This is a genomic window from Streptomyces sp. DvalAA-14, from assembly GCF_900091855.1.
In the GTDB taxonomy this organism is placed as follows: Bacteria; Actinomycetota; Actinomycetes; order Streptomycetales; family Streptomycetaceae; genus Actinacidiphila.
Genome location: NZ_FMCH01000509.1, coordinates 1 through 20,414 on the forward strand (window position 1 = coordinate 1; position 20,414 = coordinate 20,414).

The 20,414-nt window shown below is 72.4% G+C and carries 19 protein-coding genes; 10 read left to right on the plus strand and 9 right to left on the minus strand.

Features of this window, described 5'->3' with window-relative positions; all coding sequences use genetic code 11:
• From GA0115240_RS27510 to pssA, 8 genes are all read left to right on the plus strand, one after another.
• Nucleotides 1–1,069 (plus strand): 3-hydroxyacyl-CoA dehydrogenase family protein (locus tag GA0115240_RS27510; protein WP_237555249.1); only part of this gene is annotated, 1,069 nt, incomplete at its 5' end.
• A 106-nt stretch (nt 1,070–1,175) separates the two neighbouring features.
• Nucleotides 1,176–1,967, plus strand: a complete 792-nt coding sequence (locus tag GA0115240_RS27515; protein WP_202451808.1) for a TetR family transcriptional regulator — start codon at nt 1,176–1,178, stop codon at nt 1,965–1,967.
• A 424-nt stretch (nt 1,968–2,391) separates the two neighbouring features.
• On the plus strand, nt 2,392–3,732 hold the full coding sequence (ccrA, locus tag GA0115240_RS27520) for a crotonyl-CoA carboxylase/reductase (protein ID WP_093740758.1): 1,341 nt from the start codon (nt 2,392–2,394) through the stop codon (nt 3,730–3,732).
• Nucleotides 3,729–5,735 (plus strand): protein meaA, encoded by a 2,007-nt coding sequence (locus GA0115240_RS27525; protein ID WP_093740760.1) that lies wholly within the window; start codon nt 3,729–3,731, stop codon nt 5,733–5,735. The genes ccrA and GA0115240_RS27525 overlap by 4 nt, the downstream gene beginning before the upstream one ends.
• Before the next feature lie 2 nt (nt 5,736–5,737).
• Nucleotides 5,738–6,280 (plus strand): MaoC family dehydratase, encoded by a 543-nt coding sequence (locus tag GA0115240_RS27530; RefSeq protein WP_093740762.1) that lies wholly within the window; start codon nt 5,738–5,740, stop codon nt 6,278–6,280.
• Between the two features lies 1 nt (nt 6,281).
• Complete coding sequence (locus GA0115240_RS27535; RefSeq protein ID WP_093740764.1) at nt 6,282–7,496, plus strand: acyl-CoA dehydrogenase family protein; 1,215 nt, start codon at nt 6,282–6,284, stop codon at nt 7,494–7,496.
• A gap of 202 nt (nt 7,497–7,698) precedes the next feature.
• Nucleotides 7,699–8,346, plus strand: a complete 648-nt coding sequence (locus GA0115240_RS27540) for a phosphatidylserine decarboxylase (RefSeq protein ID WP_093740766.1) — start codon at nt 7,699–7,701, stop codon at nt 8,344–8,346.
• Nucleotides 8,333–9,235: a CDP-diacylglycerol--serine O-phosphatidyltransferase gene (pssA, locus tag GA0115240_RS27545; protein WP_176725187.1), complete on the plus strand. Its 903-nt coding sequence runs from the start codon at nt 8,333–8,335 to the stop codon at nt 9,233–9,235. Before GA0115240_RS27540 ends, pssA begins: the two co-directional genes overlap by 14 nt.
• A gap of 124 nt (nt 9,236–9,359) precedes the next feature.
• Here the strand turns inward: pssA and GA0115240_RS27550 are convergent, their stop codons facing one another.
• Complete coding sequence (locus tag GA0115240_RS27550) at nt 9,360–10,520, minus strand: glycerate kinase (protein ID WP_256070011.1); 1,161 nt, start codon at nt 10,518–10,520, stop codon at nt 9,360–9,362.
• Between the two features lie 142 nt (nt 10,521–10,662).
• Here GA0115240_RS27550 and GA0115240_RS27555 point away from each other — a divergent pair, with 142 nt between their 5' ends.
• Complete coding sequence (locus tag GA0115240_RS27555; RefSeq protein WP_093740768.1) at nt 10,663–11,175, plus strand: NUDIX domain-containing protein; 513 nt, start codon at nt 10,663–10,665, stop codon at nt 11,173–11,175.
• A 32-nt stretch (nt 11,176–11,207) separates the two neighbouring features.
• On the opposite strand, the gene GA0115240_RS27560 is transcribed toward GA0115240_RS27555, so the two are convergent.
• A complete protein-coding gene (locus tag GA0115240_RS27560) occupies nt 11,208–11,675 on the minus strand; it encodes an SCP2 sterol-binding domain-containing protein (protein ID WP_093740770.1) in 468 nt (155 codons plus the stop codon).
• 141 nt (nt 11,676–11,816) lie between these two features.
• Between GA0115240_RS27560 and GA0115240_RS27565 the strand changes: the two genes are divergently transcribed.
• A complete protein-coding gene (locus GA0115240_RS27565) occupies nt 11,817–12,647 on the plus strand; it encodes a DUF4037 domain-containing protein (RefSeq protein ID WP_237555250.1) in 831 nt (276 codons plus the stop codon).
• A gap of 43 nt (nt 12,648–12,690) precedes the next feature.
• Here GA0115240_RS27565 and GA0115240_RS27570 read toward each other — a convergent pair whose 3' ends face one another.
• From GA0115240_RS27570 to GA0115240_RS27600, 7 genes are all read right to left on the minus strand, one after another.
• Entirely contained in the window at nt 12,691–14,121 is a 1,431-nt protein-coding gene (locus tag GA0115240_RS27570; protein WP_093740790.1) for a phytoene desaturase family protein, read from the minus strand.
• Nucleotides 14,122–14,132: 11 nt separating this feature from the next.
• A complete protein-coding gene (locus tag GA0115240_RS27575; protein WP_093740772.1) occupies nt 14,133–15,011 on the minus strand; it encodes an inositol monophosphatase family protein in 879 nt (292 codons plus the stop codon).
• A 57-nt stretch (nt 15,012–15,068) separates the two neighbouring features.
• Nucleotides 15,069–16,082, minus strand: a complete 1,014-nt coding sequence (locus tag GA0115240_RS27580; protein WP_093740774.1) for a TIGR03842 family LLM class F420-dependent oxidoreductase — start codon at nt 16,080–16,082, stop codon at nt 15,069–15,071.
• Between the two features lie 85 nt (nt 16,083–16,167).
• The gene (hydA, locus tag GA0115240_RS27585; protein ID WP_093740776.1) at nt 16,168–17,574 is read right to left on the minus strand and encodes a dihydropyrimidinase; all 1,407 of its coding nucleotides are present in this window, start codon (nt 17,572–17,574) and stop codon (nt 16,168–16,170) included.
• Nucleotides 17,571–18,923, minus strand: coding sequence for an aspartate aminotransferase family protein (locus GA0115240_RS27590; protein ID WP_370673379.1), 1,353 nt, complete (start codon nt 18,921–18,923; stop codon nt 17,571–17,573). Before GA0115240_RS27590 ends, hydA begins: the two co-directional genes overlap by 4 nt.
• Nucleotides 18,924–18,928: 5 nt before the next feature.
• The gene (locus tag GA0115240_RS27595; RefSeq protein WP_093740780.1) at nt 18,929–19,771 is read right to left on the minus strand and encodes a nitrilase-related carbon-nitrogen hydrolase; all 843 of its coding nucleotides are present in this window, start codon (nt 19,769–19,771) and stop codon (nt 18,929–18,931) included.
• A 237-nt stretch (nt 19,772–20,008) separates the two neighbouring features.
• Nucleotides 20,009–20,414, minus strand: a 406-nt coding sequence (locus GA0115240_RS27600; protein ID WP_093740782.1) for a hypothetical protein, incomplete at its 5' end; no start/stop codon positions are given.

Consider the following 20,414-nt stretch of genomic DNA (forward strand, 5'->3'; position numbering starts at 1 on the left):
CACCGTACTGGAGGCGATGTACGAGGCCAGCCGGGACCGGCTGCACGCGCCCGCGCCGGTGCTGCGGCAGTTGACGGCGGCCGGGCTGCTGGGCCGGAAGTCAGGGCGCGGGTTCTACGCCTACGAGCGCCCCGGCAGTTCCGCGGTGGCGCCGGACGCCCGGACGCCGGGCCGGGCCCCGGGCCGGGCGCCTGGCCGGCGGACCGCCGGGCGGCGCGTGCGGCGGGTGGGCGTGGCCGGTTCGGGCACCATGGCGACCGGCATCGCGGAGGTGTTCGCGAAGGCCGGCTTCGAGGTGACGCTGGCAGCCAGGACCCCGGCGAAGGCCGATGCGGCGGTGGCCCGGCTGGCGGCGTCGCTGGACCGGTCGGTGGCCAGGGGGCGGCTGAGCCCGGACCAGCGGGCCGAGGCGGTGGCACGGGTCGCGCCCACCGGTTCCTACGACTCCTTCGCGGCCGCCGACCTGGTGGTCGAGGCGGTGGCGGAGGACTTGGCGGTGAAGCAGCGGCTCTTCCGGACGCTCGACCAGGTGTGCGGCCCGGGTGCGGTGCTGGCCACCACCACCTCCTCGCTGCCGGTGGTGGCCGTCGCCCGTTCCACCGGGCGCCCGCAGGACGTGGTGGGCCTGCACTTCTTCAACCCCGCGCCGGCCATGAAGCTGGTCGAGGTGGTCAGTACGGTGCTGACCGCCCCCGAGGTGCTGGCCACCGCGCACGAGGTGTGCGCGGCGATCGGCAAGCACCCGGTGGACTGCGGCGACCGGGCCGGTTTCATCGTCAACGCGCTGCTCTTCCCGTACCTGAACAACGCGGTGAAGATGGTGCAGGACCATTACGCGACCGTGGACGCGATCGACGCGGCGATGAAGCTGGGCGGCGGCTATCCGATGGGCCCGTTCGAGCTGCTGGACGTGGTCGGCCTGGATGTCTCGCTGGCCATCGAGCGGGCCCTGCACGAGGAGTTCCGCGACCCGGGACTGGCGCCGGCCCCGCTGCTGGAGCACCTGGTCTCGGCCGGCTGCCTGGGCCGCAAGACCGGCCGGGGCTTTCGCGAGTATGCCCGCCGTTGAGCCGTCGCACGGGCGCGGCGGCCGGGAGAGTGCCACAGATCCGGTGGGCCGGGGCGGTTTTCCGGGGACCGCCGGAGGCGGCGCTCCGGCGTGTTACGTTCCCCGCATGCCCCAGTCCGTGAAGTCCGACGTCCCCGAGACCGCGGGCGGCCGCAAGGCCGCTGCGCAGCGCCACCGGGTGCGTCAGGATCTCGCGTCGGCCGCGATGCGCCTGTTCGCGACGCAGGGCTACGAGGAGACGACCGTCGACGAGATCGCGGCGGCGGCCGGCGTGGCCCGGCGCACCTTCTTCCGGCACTTCCGGTCCAAGGAAGAGGCGATCTTCCCGGACCACGACGACACCCTGGTCCGGGTGCAGGCGGTGCTCGACTCCGCCGATCCGCGCGAGCACCCGCTGGACACGGTGTGCCGGGGCATCACCGAGGTGCTGCGGATGTACGCGCAGGTACCGGAGATCTCGGTGGAGCGCTACCGGCTGACCCGCGAGGTGCCGACGCTGCGGGAGCGGGAGATCGCCTCGGTGGCCCGCTACGAGCGGCTGTTCACCCGTTACCTGCTGGGCCACTTCGACGAGGGCGCGCACCGCGACGGCGACGACGACCCGCTGCTGGCCGAGGTCGCCGCCTCCGCGGTGGTGGCGGCGCACAACCATGTGCTGCGGCGCTGGCTGCGGGCCGGCGGCAAGGGCGATGTGGAGGCGCAGCTCGACCACGCCTTCGATGTCATCAAGACCACGTTCGGCACCGGGATCGGCGCCGGCCGGATACCGTCCCGCGCCGCGGTCGAGCCGACGTCCGTGGTGTCGCGGCAGGGCGAGGTGGTGGTCGCGGTGGCCCGTACCGACGCCTCCCCGGCGGAGATCCTGCGCAGCATCGAAGAGGCGCTGCGCAGGGCCTGATCGCCGCCGCCTCTCCGCCTGGGGCTCCCTGCTCGCCGCTCCCGAGCCCTGCTCTTCCCTGGCTTCCTGCTCCCTGCTTCCTGCCCACTGCTCGCGGCCGTCCGGTGTGATCCGGGCGGCCGCTGCCGCTCGTCTGGGGGGACCCGGCGACAGGTGAGAGAAAATATTGGCACCCAGTGTCTTTACGGCTGGCACGCGGTGCCATACCGTGAAGTCACCCCCCGGCGATCGCCGGAAGGGCAACCGGTCGCCTGTCCCACGGCCCGGAGCCTGCGTCACCAGGCACAGCCGCAGCACCCCGCGGCTCCTTCACCGCTCGACCACGCTCACCTGATCGCCGAACCGACGACGGCACCCCCTTCTCCCATCGACCCCCGCGTTCCCTCAAGCGCTGTGCGAGAACGCTCCGCCGGAGGCGAGTCATATGAAGGAAATCCTGGACGCGATCCTCGCGCCGGACAGTCCGGCCGCCGCTTTCGCGGCCGTGAAGCTGCCCGAGTCGTACCGCGCCGTCACCGTCCACAAGGACGAGGCCGAGATGTTCGCCGGCCTCGCCACCCGGGACAAGGACCCGCGGGCCGCACTGCACCTGGACGAGGTGCCGGTGCCCGAACTCGGCCCAGGGGAAGCCCTGGTGGCCGTGATGGCCAGCTCCGTCAACTACAACTCGGTGTGGACCTCGATCTTCGAGCCGGTCTCCACCTTCGCCTTCCTGGAGCGGTACGGGCGCATGTCGCCGCTCGGCAAGCGGCACGACCTGCCGTACCACGTCATCGGCTCCGACCTGTCGGGGGTGGTGCTGCGCGCCGGGCCCGGGGTGAACAAGTGGCGTCCCGGCGACCGGGTGGTCGCCCACTGCCTGAGCGTCGAACTGGAGTCCGCCGATGGGCACAACGACACGATGCTCGACCCGGAGCAGCGGATCTGGGGCTTCGAGACCAACTTCGGCGGCCTGGCCGAGATAGCCCTGGTGAAGTCCAACCAGCTCATGCCCAAGCCCGGGCATCTGACCTGGGAGGAGGCCGCCGCGCCCGGCCTGGTCAACTCCACCGCCTACCGCCAGCTCGTCTCGCGCAACGGCGCCGGTATGAAGCAGGGCGACAACGTGCTGATCTGGGGCGCCAGCGGCGGACTCGGCTCGTATGCCACGCAGTTCGCGCTGGCCGGCGGCGCCACCCCGGTCTGTGTGGTGTCCAGCCCGCAGAAGGCGGAGATCTGCCGGCGGATGGGCGCGGAGGCGATCATCGACCGCGGCGCGGAGGACTTCCGCTTCTGGAAGGACGAACACAGCCAGGACCCGCGCGAGTGGAAGCGGTTCGGTGCCCGGATCCGCGAACTGACCGGCGGCGAGGACGTGGACATCGTCTTCGAGCACCCGGGCCGGGAGACCTTCGGCGCCTCGGTGTACGTCACCCGCAAGGGCGGCACCATCGTCACCTGCGCCTCCACCAGCGGCTACACCCACGAGTACGACAACCGCTACCTGTGGATGAGCCTGAAGCGGATCGTCGGCTCGCACTTCGCCAACTACCGCGAGGCATGGGAGGCCAACCGGCTGGTCGCCAAGGGCCGCATCCACCCCACCTTGTCCCGTACCTACGCGCTGGCGGACACCGGACAGGCGGCGTACGACGTGCACCGCAACCTCCACCAGGGCAAGGTGGGCGTCCTCGCGCTGGCCCCCCAGGAGGGCATGGGCGTGACGGACCCGGAGCTGCGGGACAAGCACCTGCCGGCGATCAACCGCTTCAGGGCGGCGTCATGACGCCGCGCACCGCGAGCGGGCGGGACCGGCCGTGGCTGATGCGGACGTACGCCGGCCACTCCACCGCGGAGGCGTCCAACGCGCTGTACCGCCGCAATCTGGACAAGGGCCAGACGGGCCTGTCCGTCGCCTTCGACCTGCCGACGCAGACCGGCTACGACGCCGACCACGTGCTGGCGCGCGGCGAGGTGGGCCGGGTCGGGGTGCCGGTCGGCCATCTCGGCGACATGCGGCGGCTGTTCCAGGACATTCCGCTGGACCGGATGAACACCTCGATGACCATCAACGCCACCGCGATGTGGCTGCTGGCCCTCTACCAGGTGGTCGCCGAGGAGCAGGGCGCGGACATCACGATGCTGCGGGGCACCACGCAGAACGACATCGTCAAGGAGTACCTCTCCCGCGGCACGCACGTCTTCCCGCCGGGACCGTCGCTGCGGCTGACCACCGACATGATCACGTACACCGTGCACCACATGCCCCGCTGGAACCCGATCAACATCTGCAGTTACCACCTCCAGGAGGCCGGGGCCACACCCGTCCAGGAGATCGCCTACGCGATGTCCACCGCGATCGCCGTACTGGACGCGGTGTTCGCCTCCGGGCAGGTGCCGCAGGAGCGGCGCGGCGAGGTGGTGCAGCGGATGTCCTTCTTTGTGAACGCGGGCGTGCGGTTCATCGAGGAGATGTGCAAGATGCGCGCCTTCAGCCGGATCTGGGACACCGTCACACGTGAGCGGTACGGCATCCGGGACGAGCGGCAGCGCCGCTTCCGCTACGGCGTGCAGGTCAACTCGCTGGGCCTGACCGAGGCGCAGCCGGAGAACAACGTGCAGCGCATCGTGCTGGAGATGCTGGCCGTCACCCTGTCCAAGGACGCCCGCGCCCGGGCAGTGCAACTCCCGGCGTGGAACGAGGCGTTGGGCCTGCCCCGGCCGTGGGACCAGCAGTGGAGCCTGCGCATCCAGCAGGTGCTGGCGCACGAGAGCGATCTGCTGGAGTACGAGGACGTCTTCGCCGGCAGTCATGTGGTGGAGGCGAAGGTGGCCGAGCTGGTGGCGGCGGCGACCGCCGAGATCGAACGGATCCAGGAGCAGGGCGGGGTGATGGCCGCGGTGGAGTCCGGTTATCTGAAGTCCCGGCTGGTGTCCGCGCACGCCGAGCGGCGGGCCAGGATCGAGTCGGGGGCGGCGCGGGTCGTCGGGGTCAACTGCTACCGGTCCACCGAGCCCAGTCCGCTGACCGCCGATCTGGACACCGCGGTGATGACCGTGGACCCGGCCAACGAGGCCCGGGTGACGGCGGCGCTCGGCCGGTGGCGGGCGGCCCGTGACGAGGGCCGGGCGCGGCGGTCGCTGTCGGCGCTGCGCTCGGCGGCGGCCGGCCCCGGGAATCTGATGGCGGCGACCGTGGAGTGCGCCCGGGCCGGGGTCACCACCGGTGAGTGGTCCTCGACGCTGCGCGAGGTGTTCGGCGAGTTCCGGGCGCCGACCGGGGTGAGCGGCGCCCCGGTCGCGGGGTGCGCCGAGCCGGACGGCGAACTGGCCGCGCTGCGGGGCAAGGTCGCCGCCACCGCGGCCGAACTGGGCGGCGGCCGGCTGCGGCTGCTGGTCGGCAAGCCGGGCCTGGACGGGCACTCCAACGGCGCCGAGCAGATAGCGGTGCGTGCCAGGGACGCCGGTTTCGAGGTCGTCTACCAGGGGATCAGGCTGACGCCGGAGCAGATCGTGTCGACCGCGGTCGCCGAGGACGTGCACTGCGTGGGGCTGTCGATCCTGTCCGGTTCGCATGCCGCGCTGGTGCCCGACGTGCTGGAACGGCTGCGCCGGGCCGGCGCGGACGACGTACCGGTGGTGGTCGGCGGGATCATCCCGGCCGCGGACGCCGGGGCGCTGCGGTCCGCCGGGGTCGCGGCGGTCTTCACCCCGAAGGACTTCGGTATCACCGGGATCATCGGCCGGATCGTGGACGAGATCCGGCTCGCGAACAAGTTGGAGGTATGACTGTGCAGTTCGGGCGCACCTACGAGGAATTCGAGATCGGTGCGGTGTACAAACACTGGCCGGGCAAGACGGTCACCGAATACGACGACCACCTCTTCTGCCTCCTCACCATGAACCACCACCCGCTGCACCTGGACGCCAACTACGCCGCCCGGACAACGGACTTCGGCCGGAACGTGGTGGTGGGCAACTTCGTCTACTCCCTGCTGCTCGGCATGTCGGTGCCGGACGTGTCCGGCAAGGCGATCGCCAACCTGGAGGTGGAGTCGCTGCGGCACGTGGCGCCCACCTTCCACGGCGACACGCTCTACGGCGAGACCACCGTGCTGGACAAGCGGCCGTCCGCGTCGAAGGACGACCGCGGCATCGTCCAGGTCGAGACCAGGGGCTACAACCAGGACGGCACGCTGGTGTGCGTCTTCCGCCGCACGGTGATGGTGCCGACCGCCGTCTACGTCGAGCGGCGCGGCGGCGAGCAGCCCGGCCGGCCGGAGCCGGCCCGCGCCGGCGCGGACGGGGCGCCGCACTCCCGGGGAGGGAACTGAGATGGCCAACCGGCTCGCGCAGACCGACGGTCTGACCGACATCCAGCAGGAGATCCTGAGCACGGTCCGCTCCTTCGTGGACAAGGAGATCCTGCCGGTCGCCACCGAACTGGAACACCGCGACGAGTATCCGTCGGCGATCGTCGAGGGCCTGAAGGAACTCGGCCTCTTCGGCCTGATGATTCCCGAGGAGTACGGCGGGATCGGCGAATCGCTGCTGACGTACGCGCTGGCCGTGGAGGAGATCGCGCGCGGCTGGATGAGTGTGTCCGGCATCATCAATACCCATTTCATCGTCGCCTGGATGATCCAGCAGCACGGCACCCGGGAACAGAAGGACCATTTCCTGCCCCGGATGGCGACCGGCGAGATACGCGGTGCTTTTTCCATGTCGGAGCCGGGTACAGGCTCGGACGTGGGCGCGATCCGGAGCAGGGGCGTCCGGGACGGCGACGGCTATGTCGTCAACGGGCAGAAGATGTGGCTGACCAATGGCGGCTCGTCGAATCTGGTCGCGGTGCTGTGCCGCACCGACGAGGGGCAGCCGGCCGACGCCCCGCCGCACCGGTCGATGTCCACCTTCCTGATCGAGAAGGAGCCCGGCTTCGGCCCCAATCCCCGGGTCCCCGGGCTGACCGTGCCCGGCAGGATCGAGAAGATGGGCTACAAGGGCGTCGACACCACCGAGCTGGTGCTGGAGGACGTCCGGGTCCCGGCGGACCGGGTGCTCGGCGGGCGCGGCGGGCAGGGTTTTTACCAGATGATGGACGGCGTCGAGGTCGGCCGGGTCAATGTCGCCGCCCGCGGCTGCGGGGTGGCCCGGCGCGCTTTCGAGCTGGGCATCTCCTACGCACAGCAGCGGCACACCTTCGGCAAGCGGATCGCCGACCACCAGGCCATCCAGTTCAAGTTGGCCGAAATGGCCACCAAGGTGGAGGCGGCGCACCAACTGATGGTCAACGCGGCCCGCAAAAAGGACTCCGGCCAGCGCAACGATCTGGAGGCCGGAATGGCCAAATACCTGGCCGCCGAGTTCTGCAAGGAGGTGGTGGAGGACTCCTTCCGCATCCACGGCGGCTACGGGTTCTCCAAGGAGTACGAGATCGAGCGGCTCTACCGGGAGGCGCCGATGCTGCTGATCGGCGAGGGAACCGCCGAGATCCAGAAAATGATCATTGGGCGGCGGCTGCTGGAGGAGTATCGGATCACCGGCTGACTCGATCTATTTGTCCGGTTTTGCGGTAATTTGCCAGGGGTGATGCGTAGTTGAGCATCACCCTGAGTCACCGGCGGAGCCGCAGGAACCAGCCATCGACTCGCCCTCCAGCTTGCCGAGTTGCCCGTGTCAGCCGGTAGCATCGAACAAAGCCGCCGTCCCCTGAAGCAATTCGCGGCATCCTCCGCTACGAAGGTCTTCCATGCCCCACAGCCATTCCTCTGCACCACGCGGCCGGGTCCGCCTCGCGCGCGGAGCGTCGCCGTGGCTCCTCCCGACCGTGGCCACCGCGGCGTTCAGCCTGGCCCGAGCACGCCGTTCCGGACGCTGGGCGACCGTGGCCGTTCCCGCCACCGCTCTGGCGGCCGGCATGCTGTGGTTCTTCCGCGATCCCGAGCGGGAGATCACCGACGGCCGTGTGATCTCCCCGGCCGACGGGGTGGTGCAGAGCATCATGCCGTGGAAGGACGGGCGCACCCGTGTCGCGATCTTCATGAGCCCGCTGAACGTGCATGTGAACCGCGCCCCACTCGCCGGCACGGTCACCTCCGTCGAGCACATCCCCGGTGGATACGTGCCGGCGTTCAACAAGGAGAGCGAGAACAACGAGCGGGTGATCTGGCACTTCGACACCGAACTCGGTGACATCGAGGTGGTGCAGATCGCCGGCGCGGTGGCGCGGCGCATCGTCCCGTACGTGCCGCGGGGCTGCAAGGTCGAGCAGGGCGACCGGATCGGGCTGATCCGGTTCGGCTCGCGCGTGGACATCTACCTCCCCGAGGGCGTCGAGCCCGCGGTCGAGGTCGGCCAGACCACCACGGCTGGGGTGACTCGCCTTGACCGTGGTTGATCCGGACACCCAGTCCTCGGCTTCCCCGGCGTCCTCGGCCCCGGCCGGGAGCACCGTGGCCGGCGCGTCCTCCTGGGTGAGCGAGCTGGAGGACGAGGTCGGCGAGCTGCCGCTGTCCACCCGGCTGTCCATCGCGGACGCGCTCACCCTCGGCAACGCGATCTGCGGCTTCATGGCCGTCTACTTCACCACCACCGGCGTCCTGGTCCCGCACCTGATGGGCACGAGCGACGGCGCGATGTCCAAGCACAGCGCGGCCGGCGCGGTCACCTTGATGCTGCTGGCCTCCGTCTTCGACCTCTTCGACGGGCTGGTGGCGCGCAAGCTGCGCAGTTCCGCGATGGGCGCCGAGCTGGACAACCTGTCCGACCTGATCAGCTTCGGTCTCGCGCCGGCCTACTTCGTGATCGTCTGGGGCATCGTCTCCGACGACGCGCACGGCAAGATCGCGGCGGTGGCCGCGGTCATGGTGGTGCTGGCGGTGGTGCTGCGGCTTGCCCGCTTCTCCTGCACGACGCTGCGGGACGGGGTGTTCCAGGGCATGCCCAGCCCCTTCGGGGCGATGACCGTGGTCTCGCTGGTGCTGCTGGAGCTGCCGTTCGTGCCGACGATCATCATGATCGTCGGGGTCGCCTGGCTGATGGTGAGCCGGGTCGAGTACCCGAAGCCCCGGGGGCGGCTGGCGCTGATCACCTTCTGCTGGACCCTGGTCAGCATGGGCTGCCTGATCGCCTGGACCATCGGCGTGCCCGGCGGCCACAGCCTCCTCCAGGCCGGCGCGGCCCTCCAGTGCTGCGCGGCGGCGGTCATCCCCTGCTTCGCGACCACCCGCCGGGTGAACACCTTCCGCGCGAACCGCCGCGAGGCCCGCACCCAGGCCGCGCGCTAGGCCGCACCGCACGACGACACAGTGGCAGGGCCCCGGGCCCCCGGATCATCCGGGGGCCCGGGGCCTTGTCGTGTGCGTGCTTTTCCCTCGCGGGCCGGGTTGCTGGGCCCGGGGGGCGGGACCGTCAGGGCGCCTGGAGGAGGAAATCGTGGGCCAGGGCGGCGGCCACCTGCTCCAGCAGCGGGCCCGCCTCCGCCATGCAGCGCTCGGGGTCCGGCTCGATCGCGGTCAGGGCGTAGGCCCGGCGGATGCCGGCCGCGCCGAGATCCGCGGGCGGCAGGGACAGGCGGCCGCACACGGCGACGACCTCCAGGCCGCGGGCGCGGGCGGCCTGGGCGACGCCGAGCGGCGCCTTGCCGCTGAGGGTCTGCTCGTCGAGGGAGCCCTCGCCGGTGATGACCAGGTCGGCCCGGCCGAGCGCGTCCTCGAAGCCGAGCACCTCCAGCAGCACCTCGATGCCGGGCCGGAAGACGGCGCCCAGCGCCACGATCGCAGCGAAGCCGATGCCGCCGGCCGCTCCCGCGCCCGGCGCCCGCGCCGCCGCGCCCGCGCTCAGCCCGGCGGCGGCCAGCACCTCGGCATACCGGCCGAGCGCGGCGTCCAGCACCGCGACATCCTCCGGCGAGGCACCCTTCTGCGGTCCGTAGACCCCCGCCGCCCCGGTCGGGCCGAGCAGCGGATTGTCGACGTCACTGGCGAGCACGATCTGCGCCGTGGCCAGCCGCGGGTCCAGATCGGTGAGATCCACCGTGGCCAGCGTGGCCAGCGGGCCGCCGCCGGGCGCCACCGGCGCCCCGTCGGCGTCCAGCAGGCGCGCGCCCAGGGCGCTGAGCATCCCGGCACCGCCGTCGTTGGTGGCGCTGCCGCCGACCCCGAGCACGATCGTGCCGGCGCCGGCGTCCAGGGCCGCCCGCAGCAGTTCCCCGGTGCCGTACGTGGTGGCGGCCAGCGGCGCGAACACCCCCGGTGGCAGGTGCCGCAGCCCGGAGGCCTCGGCCATCTCCACCACCGCGGTGCCCCCGCGCAGCGCGTACGCGGCCTCGACCGGTTCGCCGAGCGGCCCGGTGACTCGCAGCGTCCGGCGCTCGAAGCCCGCGGCGACCGCGGCGTCGACCGTTCCGTCACCGCCGTCGGCGACCGGCACCGACTCGATGGACAGTCCCCGCACCACCCGGCGCAGCCCGGTTTCGACGTGCGCGGCCACCTCGACCGCGGTCAGCGAGCCCTTGAACTTGTCCGCGGCGATCAGCACCCGCGCCGTTGATTGCGTTGCAGCGTCGGACACCTTGGTGACTCCCCAGCCGGAAACGGAACGTCGCGCCGCTTCGGACCCTATCCCGCCGCCGGCCGGGCGCCCACGGCAGGCGCCCCGCGTGGCCGCACATCTACGGCCACCTGGGCGAGGCCGAAGACCGTAGGTTGGGATCATGAGCATCGATTTCGCCACGTATCTCGCGGGCCTGCCCAGAATCCTCGCCGGCGCGAACACCCTCTTCCGGTCCGCCGACGGCCGCGTCCTGCTGGTCGAGCCGAACTACCGCGACGACGGCACCTGGACCCTGCCCGGCGGCACGATCGAGTCCGACGAGGGCGAGACGCCGCGGCAGGCGGCGCGCCGGGAGACGGTGGAGGAGATCGGTCTGGACATCGCCCCGGGGGCCCTGCTCGCGGTGGACTGGGTGATGGGCCCGGGCCGGCCGCCGCTGACCAGCTACCTCTACGACGGCGGCGTTCTCAGCGAGGAGCAGCTCGGTGCGATCAGGCTCCAGGTGGAGGAACTGGACTCCTGGCAGCTGACCGCGCCGGCGGATCTGGACGACTTCCTCACGCCGGGTGCGGCCCGCCGGGTCCGGGCCGCGCTGGATGCCCTCCGGCACGGCACCGGCACGGCCGAGCTGGTCAACGGCCGTCCGCCGGACGAAGCCGCGCGGGAGCGCTGAGCCGGCGCGGCCCGCGGCTCACGGCCCGCGGCTCACGGCTTGGGGATGTCGAAGAAGTAGGTCAGACCGCCGGCCAGCCGGATGTCCCCCTTGACCTTCAGCTTGCGGGTGAAGAACAGCGTCGGCCCCGAGGCGTTGCCGGAGACCAGATTCAAGAACTCCGGGGCGGCCATGGTCAGGCTCAGCTGCGGCTCGCGGTCGGTGCGCTCCGGGGTGACGGTGCAGGCGCCGTGCGCGATGTGCGTCTCGTAGACGTCGCCGCCGTCGTCCCCGTGGGTGATCCGCCAGCGGATCAGCGCGTCGCGGCTGCCGGCCGCCTCCGGCTTGAACAGGGTGTGCATCCGGCCGAACACCTCGTCCAGTACCCGGCGGCGCTGCGGTCCGTCCATGAATTCCGCGAGGCGCGCGGCGGGCAGGCCCTTCACGATCCGGGCGAACTCCTTCGGTTCCACCCCGCCGAAGTCCAGGGTCTCCAGGTCCAGATCGTCCGGGGCCGCCATCCGCCGCACCTTCCTTACTGCCGAGTAAGTTTACTGACCGGTCAGCCTAGTTTCGGGGCCGGCGCCCTGACAAGCCCCGGGCTCGGCCCGCACTGCCGAAACCCCGTGGCGGACCCGGGCGCGCCGCCGTACGGTCACCGGATGGACGGTGAACTCGACCTGGCCGCGGTGACCGCGATGGCGGAGGCGGTCGCGGCTGTCCCCGGCGTACGGGCGGTCCTGCTCGGCGGCAGCCGGGCCCGCGGCACGCACCGGACGGATTCCGACTGGGATCTGGGGGTCTACTACCGCGGGCAGCCGGACACCGGCCGCCTGGCCGCGCTCGCCGCGGAGCTGACCGGACGGCGGGTAGCCGTGGCCGGGCCCGGCGGGTGGGGGCCGTGGGTGGACGGCGGGGCCTGGCTGACCGTGCGCGGCGTGGCCGTCGACTGGATCCTGCGGGACGTGGACCGGGTCGGACGGGTGTGGGCGGACTGCCGCGCGGGGCGGTACGAGGTCGGCATCCAGCCCGGGCACCCGCTCGGCTTCTGGTCGCCCTGCTACCCCGGGGAGGTCGCCCTCGGCCGGATCCTGGCCGATCCGTACGGCGAGTTGACCGCGCTCCGGCACGAGACCCGCACGTATCCCGAGGAGTTGCGCCGCGCCCTGATCGAGGCGGCCTGGGAGGCCGACTTCTCGGTGGCCGCGGCGGCCAAGTCCGCCCCGGCCGCGGACACGCTGCATGTGTCGCTGTGCCTGTCGCGGGCCTTCGGGGTGCTGGCCCAGTCCCTGCACGCGCACGCCCGCACCTGGTGTCTCAACGAGAAGGGCGCGCTCGCGGCGGCGGCCGAGCTCCCGGCCGCCCCGCCGGAGTTCGCGGCGCGGGTCGGCGCGCTGCTGGGCGGCTGCGGCACCACCGCCGAGGAGTTGACCCGCACGGTCGGCGCCGCCGCGCTGCTGGTGGCCGAGGTGCGGCAGGCGCTGTCCGGGTGACAGGCCGCCGGGGCGCCGGTCCTGGTGTGCGCCGGGAGCCGCGCTACACCCGCGCGGCGCGGGCGGCGGCCGAGCGGCGCAGGTGCCGCAGCACCGCCTTCGCCGCGTTGTGGCCGCTCATGCCGTGGACGCCCGGGCCGGGTGGGGTGGCCGAGGAGCACAGGAACACACCGGGACGGACGGTGGCGTAGGGGATGGCCGCCAGCCGGGGCCGGAGCACCGTCTGCAGGCCGGCGAAGGCGCCGCAGGCGATGTCGCCGCCGACGTAGTTCGCGTTGCGGGCGGCCAGCGCCGCGGGCCCGGTGGTCGCGCGGGCCAGCACGAGATCGCGGAAGCCGGGCGCGAAGCGCTCGATCTGGCGCTCCATCGCGTCGGTGGCGTCGCCGTGCCAGCCCTGGGGAACGTGGGCGTAGGCCCAGAAGACATGCTTGCCGGCCGGTGCCCGCGAGGGGTCGACGACGGTGGGCTGCGCGGTGATCAGGAACGGTGTCTGCGGGGGCCGTCCGGTCACCGCGCGGTTCAGCGCGTCGCCGATCTCGGTGTAGCTGGGCCCGAGGTGCACCGTGCCGGCCCGGCGCGCCGCGGGCGACGTCCAGGGCACCGGCCCGTCCAGCGCGTAGTCGATCTTGAAGACGGAGGGTCCGTAGCGGTAGCCGCGGTAGGCGTCGCCGAGCGCGGCGATGCGGGCCAGCGCCGTCGGCGAGGTGTCGAAGACATAGGCCCGGGCGGGCGGCAGTTCGTCCAGCTTGCGTACGGTGACGCCGGTGAAGATCTCGCCGCCGAGTTCGGTCAGCAGCCCGGCCAGCGCGTCGGAGATCGCCTGCGAGCCGCCGCGGGCCACCGGCCAGCCCCGTTCGTGCGCGGCCAGTGCGAACAGCATCGCCATCGCGCCGGTGAACGGTTCGGTCAGCCGGGAGATGGCGTGTCCGGCCAGCCCGGCGATCAGCGCGCGGGCCTTGGCATCGCGAAAGCGCAGCGCCAGCGCGGCGGCCGGCGGGGTGCCGGTGAGCCCGAAGCGGACGAACCGGTAGGGGTCCCGGGGCAGCCCGGCCCACGGGGGCCGGAAGAAGTCCGCGGCGAGGGCGCCCCAGTGGCCGGTGTACGGGGCCAGCAGCCGGCGGTAGGTGCCGGCGTCGCGGGGGCCCAGCGAGGCCGCGGTCTCCCCCACGCTCCGGCCGAGCACCGCGGCGCTGCCGTCGGGGAAGGGATGCGCCATCGGCACCTCGGGCTGCAGCCATTCCAGGCCGTGTTCGGCCAGCGGCAGCCGCCCGAAGGCGGGCGAGCCGATGCCGAAGGGGTGCACCGCCGAGCAGGGGTCGTGCCGGAAGCCCGGCAGGGTGAGTTCCTCGGTGCGGGCGCCGCCGCCGACGGTGCCGGCCGCTTCGTAGAGCTGGACGGACAGTCCGGCGCGGGCGAGTTCGACCGCGGCGGTCAGGCCGTTGGGTCCGGCGCCGACCACCACCGCGTCGGCCACCACCGCCCGGCTCACCGCCCTACCGCCTCGGGGTCCGCGGCCAGGATGTCGATGATCCGTCGCGCGGTGGCCTCGTCGCGGGCGACGGTGAACGGCAGGCCGTTGCCGCCGGCCACCTGGAACGGGCGGCCGGCCGCGGTCAGGCTCGCCCCGCCCGCCTCCCCGACCAGCAGCAGTCCGGCCGCGTGGTCCCAGGGCGCCTCCCAGAAGAACGCCACCGCGTCCGCCTGTCCCCGGGCGACTTCCAGATAGCCGAGTCCGGCGCTGGTCAGGCAGGGGACGCACTCGGCGCCGGAGGCCATCAGCCGGTCGAGCGCGGCGCGTTCGCCGTCGGTGCGGAAGACCGGGTTGGAGATCCACACCCGCAGGCGTTCGCGGCCGGTCGCGGTCCGCAGCCGTTCGCCGTTGAGGTGGGCGCCCTGTCCGGCGCGGGCGGTGGCGAACAGGCCGAGCTGCGGGGCGTAGGTCCAGGAGGCGAGCGGCTGTCCGCCGCGCACCAGGGTGACCAGGGTGGAGAAGCCGGGATCGCCGCGGACGAACGCCGAGGTGCCGTCCACCGGATCGATCACCCAGACCGGGTCGTCGCCGTGCAGCAGGTCCAGCAGGCCCGGGTCCGCGCTGACCGCTTCCTCACCGACCACGACCGAACCCGGCAGCAGCGCCGCGAGTTGCTCGGTGAGGCGCTCCTCGGACCGGCGGTCGGCGGTGGTGACCAGGTCGTGCGGGCCGTTCTTCTCCACGATGTCGGCCTCGGCCAGGCGCCGCCAGCGCGGGACGACCTCGGCGGCCACCACCGCCTCGATGGTGCGCTCGACGGCGGTGAGCAGCGCGTCCGTGACGCCTGCCGTCCGCGCCGTCCCACCGGGGACCGAACCGACCTCGTTGCCCATACCGCCATCCAATCAGACCCCGGGGCCGGCGGGAGTGCGCCCGTCCCCCGGACGGATTCAGCGCATCGCCGCGATGACGTGCTCGCCGTAGGCGTCGATCACCGCCTCCTTGGCGTCGTGCATGGCGTAGACGGCGAACTGGTCCACGCCCAGGTCGCGCAGCGCCGCCAGTTTGTCCAGGTGGGCCTGCGGGGGGCCGATCAGGCAGAAGCGGTCCACGATGTCGTCGGGGACGAAGGCGGCGTCGGGATTGCCGGTGCGGCCGTGGTGGGAGTAGTCGTAGCCCTGCCGCCGCGCGATGTACGCCGTCAACTCCTCGGGCACCAGGGCCGAGTGCTCGCCGTAGCGGCCCACCAGGTCCGCCACGTGGTTGCCGACCATGCCGCCGAACCAGCGGCACTGCTCGCGGGCGTGGGCCAGCGCCTGCGGGGAGTCGTCGGCGGTGACGTAGGCGGGGGCGGCGACGCAGACGGTGACCGACGCCGGGTCGCGGCCGGCCTGCTCGGCGGCCTGCCGCACCGCCTTGACCAGTTGCTCGGTGAGGAAGACGTCGGCGAGTTGGAGGATGAATCCGTCGGCCTTCTCCCCGGCGAGTTTCAGCGCCTTGGGACCGTAGGCGGCCATCCAGACCGGGAGCCGGCCGTCGGTGACCCAGGGCAGCCGCAGCACGGTGCCGTCCACCTCGGCCTCGCGGCCCTCGGCGAGGTCGCGGATCGCGCCGATGGCCGCCTCCAGCCGGGCCAGGGTGTTGGGCGGCCGTCCGGCCACCCGCATCGCGGAGTCGCCGCGGCCGATGCCGCAGACGGTCCGGTTGCCGTACATCGAGTTGAGGGTGGCGAAGGTGGACGCGGTCACCTCCCAGGTACGGGTGCCGGGGTTGGTGACCATGGTGCCGACGGTGAGCCGGTCGGTGTGGTCGAGGATGCGGCTGTGGATGACGAAGGGCTCCTGCCACAGCACGGCGGAGTCGAAGGTCCAGCCGTGGGTGAAGCCGTTGGCTTCGGCGCGGCGCATCAGGCCGACGACGTTCGAGGCGGGCGGATCGGTCTGCAGTACGAGGCCGAAGTCCATGACGCCACTCCTTACGGGGGCTTGACGGTGCTCTACGGGGTGATGGGCGCCGGGCGGCGGTGACGGGGAGGCCGGCGGGCGGGCGTCAGGAGAGGTACTGGCAGATGCCGCGGGGCGTGTAGCGGCCGTGGCCGGCCCGGCCGACGTACGAGCCGTCCTGGATGACGGGCATCCCGCGGGACAGCACGGTCTCCACCCGGCCGGTGATCCGCCGGCCCTCGTACGCGCTGTAGTCGACGTTCATGTGGTGGGTGGCTGCGGAGATCACCTGCTCGGCGTGCGGGTCGTAGACCACCACGTCGGCGTCCGCGCCCGGCGCCAGGGTGCCCTTGCGCGGATAGAGGCCGAACATCCGGGCGGGGGCGGCGCAGGCGATGTCGATCCAGCGGCGGCGGCTGATCCGGCCCTCCACCACGGCCTGGTGGAGCAGGTCCATCCGGTTCTCCACCCCGGGCAGGCCGTTGGGGATCTTGGAGAAGTCGCCGCGGCCCAGCTCCTTCTGGCCGCTGAAGCAGAACGGGCAGTGGTCGGTGGACACCACCTGCAGGTCGTCGGTGCGCAGGCCCTGCCACAGCGCGGCCTGGTGCTCGCGCGGGCGCAGCGGCGTACTGCACACGTACTTGGCGCCCTCGAAGTCCGGCTCGGCCAGGTTGTCGGCGGACAGGAAGAGGTACTGCGGGCAGGTCTCGCCGAACACCGGCAGGCCCAGGTCCCGGGCCGCGGCCAGTTCGGCCAGGGCCTGCTGGGCGGAGACGTGTACGACGTAGAGCGGGGAGCCGGCCACCCGGGACAGCTGGATGGCGCGGTGGGTCGCCTCGGCCTCCAGCAGGGCGCGGCGGACCTCGCCGTGGTGGCGCGGGTCGGTCCTGCCCGCGGCCAGCGCCTGCTGGACCAGGACGTCGATGGCGATGCCGTTCTCGGCGTGCATCATCACCAGGCCGCCGTTGCCGGCGGCGCGCTGCATGGCCCGCAGGATCTTGCCGTCGTCGCTGTAGAAGACGCCCGGGTAGGCCATGAACATCTTGAAGCTGGTCACGCCCTCCTCGACCAGCACGTCCATCTCCTTGAGCGTCTCGTCGGTGACGTCAGAGACGATCATGTGGAAGGCGTAGTCGATGGCGCACCTGGCGTCGGCCTTGTCGAGCCAGGCGTCGAGGCCGGAGCGCAGGGTGCGGCCGATGCTCTGGATCGCGAAGTCCACGACGGTGGTGGTGCCGCCCCAGGCCGCGGCCCGGGTGCCGGTCTCGAAGGTGTCCGACGCGGTGGTGCCGCCGAAGGGCATCTCCATGTGGGTGTGGGCGTCGACGCCGCCCGGAATGACGTATCTGCCGGTGGCGTCGATGACCTCGTTGTCGGTCCAGCTCTTCGCGGCCGACGAGTCGTGGGCGGCGATGGCGGCCACCCGGCCGTCCTCGATGAGGACGTCGGCGTGCGTCTCGTCGGCGGCGGTGATGACGAGGCCGCCGCGGATCACGGTGCGGGGGGCGGTCACAGCACGCTCCGGCGGGCCGGCGCGGACTGGGCTTCCATCGCGGACTGCGCCTGCTTCAGGGCCACTTCGAGGGCGGCGGCGCCCTCCTCGGCCTCGGCGACGGTGAGCGACAGCGGCGGTGCGATGCGCAGCGCGTTGCCGGCCAGGCCGCCCTTTCCGATCAGCAGGCCCTGTTCGCGGGCGGCTTCCAGCACCAGGGTGGCGGCGGCGCCCGACGGGGTGTCGGTGCCGGGTTCGACCAGCTCCACGCCGAGCATCAGGCCGCGGCCGCGCACCTCTCGGACGATGCCGAGCCCGGCGCCGATGGCTTCCAGCCGGGACTTGAGCAGCCCGCCAACGCGGCGGGCGTTGCCCTGCAGGTCGTGGTCGATCAGATAGGTGAGGTTGGCCAGCGCGCCCGCGGTGGTGACCGGGCTGCCGCCGAAGGTGGAGATCGAGTTGGCGGTCAGGCAGTTCATCACCTCGGCGCGGGCCACCACTCCGCCCATGGACAGGCCGTTGCCGACGCCCTTGGCGAAGGTGAGGATGTCCGGCGGTCCGGCCTGGCCGTGCGCCTGCCAGCCCCAGAAGTGGTCGCCGGTACGGCCCCAGCCGGTCTGCACCTCGTCGCTGATCCACAAGATGCCGTGCCGGTCCAGCACGCGCTTGAAGGCGGCCAGCAGTCCGTCCGGGCCGGCGGTGAAGCCGCCGACGCCCTGCACCGGTTCGGCGATCAGCGCGGCCACCGCGCCGCCGGCCTGGCCGAGCATGTCCTCCAGGTCCTCGACGCAGGCGGCGGTGAAGGCGGCGTCGCTCAGGTGCGCGAACGGGCCGCGGGTGCGCACGCCGCCGTGCACGTAGAGCGTCTGCAGCGGGGACAGGCTGGTCGGGGACCAGGCGGAGTTGCCGGTGACGCCGATCGCGGTGAAGGAGCGGCCGTGGTAGCTGTTGCGCAGCGCCAGGATCTGGTTGGAGCGGCGGAAGGTGGTCGCCAGCAGCAGCGCGGTGTCGTTGGCCTCGGTGCCGGAGGTGGTGAAGAACACCCGGGCGTCCGGGATGCCCGACAACCGGGCGATCCGCTCGGCGAGTTCGACCGCCTGGTGGTTGAGGTAGAGGGTCGAGGAGTGCAGCAGCTTGCCGGCCTGCTCGGCGACCGCCACCGTCACCTCGGGCAGTGCGTGCGCGGTCATCGTGGTGAGGATGCCGCCGAAGAAGTCCAGATAGCGGCGGCCTTCGGCGTCCCAGACGTGGCGGCCCTCGCCGTGTGTCAGCTCGATGGGCGACGCGTAGTACGTGGCCAGCCAGTCCGGCAGGACGGCGCGGTGGCGGCGATGCAGGTCGGCCTGGGTGTGTTCGGTGGAAGTGGCCATCGCGCTCATGCCCCCGTCAGATCGCCGTAGGCCTCGGGCCTGCGGTCGCGGTAGAACGCCCACGTCTGCCGGACCTCGTCGATCAGGTCGAAGTCGAGGTCGCGGACGAGGAGTTCCTCCTCCTTGTCGGAGGCGGCGCCGTCCACCAGTTGGCCGCGCGGGTCGACGAAGTAGCTGGTGCCGTAGAAGTCGTTGTCGCCGTACGGTTCGCGGCCGACGCGGTTGATCGCCGCGATGAAGTACTCGTTGGCCACCGCCGCGGCGGGCTGCTCCAGTTGCCAGAGGTAGGCGGACAGGCCGCGGCTGGTGGCCGACGGGTTGTAGACCAGTTGGGCGCCGGCCAGGCCCAGCGCCCGCCAGCCCTCGGGGAAGTGCCGGTCGTAGCAGATGTAGACGCCGATCCGGCCGACCGCCGTCTGGAAGACCGGCCAGCCCAGATTGCCCGGCTTGAAGTAGTACTTCTCCCAGAAGCCCTCGACCTGCGGGATGTGGTGCTTGCGGTACTTGCCGAGGTAGCTGCCATCGGCGTCGATGACGGCGGCGGTGTTGTAGTAGACGCCCGGCTGCTCCATCTCGAAGACGGGGACGACGATCACCAGGCCCGTCTCCCGGGCGAGTTCCCGCATGCGCCGGACGGTCGGCCCGTCGGGGACCGCTTCGGCCCAGCGGTAGTGCTCCGCCTCCTGGACCTGGCAGAAGTAGGGGGCGTTGAACACCTCCTGGAAACCGATCACCTGGGCGCCCTGCGCCGCGGCGGCCCGGGCGTGCTCCTCGTGCTTGGCGATCATCGACTCGGTGTCGCCGGTCCAGGTGGCCTGGACGAGCGCGGCACGCACGACATTGCTCATGAGCAGCTCCTCTGACGTGACGTCACGTCGGTTCTACGCACGTAGATCCCGCCGTGGGGAAGAACGTAGAAGCGCGGAGACCACCATGGCAAGAGCGTCGGCGTTACCGAGCCAAGACGTTTCGGTTTCCGGGCGCGGCGACCCGTTCGGCGGTGCGGGACCGGGTCGCCGGTCGATCAGCCGGGTGAGCGGGTACGCGGGTGATCGGCCGGGCGACCCGGTCACCCGGTCACCCGGTCACTGGTCGGGGAGGGCGGCACGGCGCAGGGCGGCCACGATGTCGCGGCGGCGGGACTTGGAGACGCGCTCGGCGGCGGCCAGCAGCGCGGGAGTGAGCGCGGGCACCGTACGGGCGACGTCCACCGCGTCCTGGGGGGTGTGGGCGCGGGCCAGGGTCTCCAGCAACTCGCCGGCCTCGGTGTGGCGGGCGTTGTCCTGCAACGCGCCGGCGACCAGCGCGATGTCGCCCGGCGGGCGCGCGGCGACCTGGCGCAGCAGGGTGCGGCTGTCCTCGATACGGTCGCCGGCCGCCAGGGCCGCGGCCGCCGCGGCGAGCGGCGCGGCCGGCAGCGCGGCGATCTCCCAGAGCAGGGTGGCCACATCGGCGCCGAGGCCGGTGCGCTCCAACTCCCGGGCCAGGTAG

Excerpts from the sequence above, each read along its gene's own strand:
- GA0115240_RS27560 (WP_093740770.1), bottom strand. The coding sequence starts at position 11,675 with ATGGCGGCCCCGGACGATCTGGACCTGGAGACCCTGGACTTCGGCGGG.
- GA0115240_RS27535 (WP_093740764.1), top strand. The coding sequence starts at position 6,282 with ATGGCCAACCGGCTCGCGCAGACCGACGGTCTGACCGACATCCAGCAG.
- GA0115240_RS27575 (WP_093740772.1), bottom strand. The coding sequence starts at position 15,011 with ATGGGCAACGAGGTCGGTTCGGTCCCCGGTGGGACGGCGCGGACGGCA.
- GA0115240_RS27565 (WP_237555250.1), top strand. The coding sequence starts at position 11,817 with ATGGACGGTGAACTCGACCTGGCCGCGGTGACCGCGATGGCGGAGGCG.
- GA0115240_RS27525 (WP_093740760.1), top strand. The coding sequence starts at position 3,729 with ATGACGCCGCGCACCGCGAGCGGGCGGGACCGGCCGTGGCTGATGCGG.
- GA0115240_RS27540 (WP_093740766.1), top strand. The coding sequence starts at position 7,699 with ATGCCCCACAGCCATTCCTCTGCACCACGCGGCCGGGTCCGCCTCGCG.
- GA0115240_RS27590 (WP_370673379.1), bottom strand. The coding sequence starts at position 18,923 with ATGGCCACTTCCACCGAACACACCCAGGCCGACCTGCATCGCCGCCAC.
- ccrA (WP_093740758.1), top strand. The coding sequence starts at position 2,392 with ATGAAGGAAATCCTGGACGCGATCCTCGCGCCGGACAGTCCGGCCGCC.
- GA0115240_RS27555 (WP_093740768.1), top strand. The coding sequence starts at position 10,663 with ATGAGCATCGATTTCGCCACGTATCTCGCGGGCCTGCCCAGAATCCTC.
- GA0115240_RS27580 (WP_093740774.1), bottom strand. The coding sequence starts at position 16,082 with ATGGACTTCGGCCTCGTACTGCAGACCGATCCGCCCGCCTCGAACGTC.
- GA0115240_RS27595 (WP_093740780.1), bottom strand. The coding sequence starts at position 19,771 with ATGAGCAATGTCGTGCGTGCCGCGCTCGTCCAGGCCACCTGGACCGGC.
- GA0115240_RS27515 (WP_202451808.1), top strand. The coding sequence starts at position 1,176 with ATGCCCCAGTCCGTGAAGTCCGACGTCCCCGAGACCGCGGGCGGCCGC.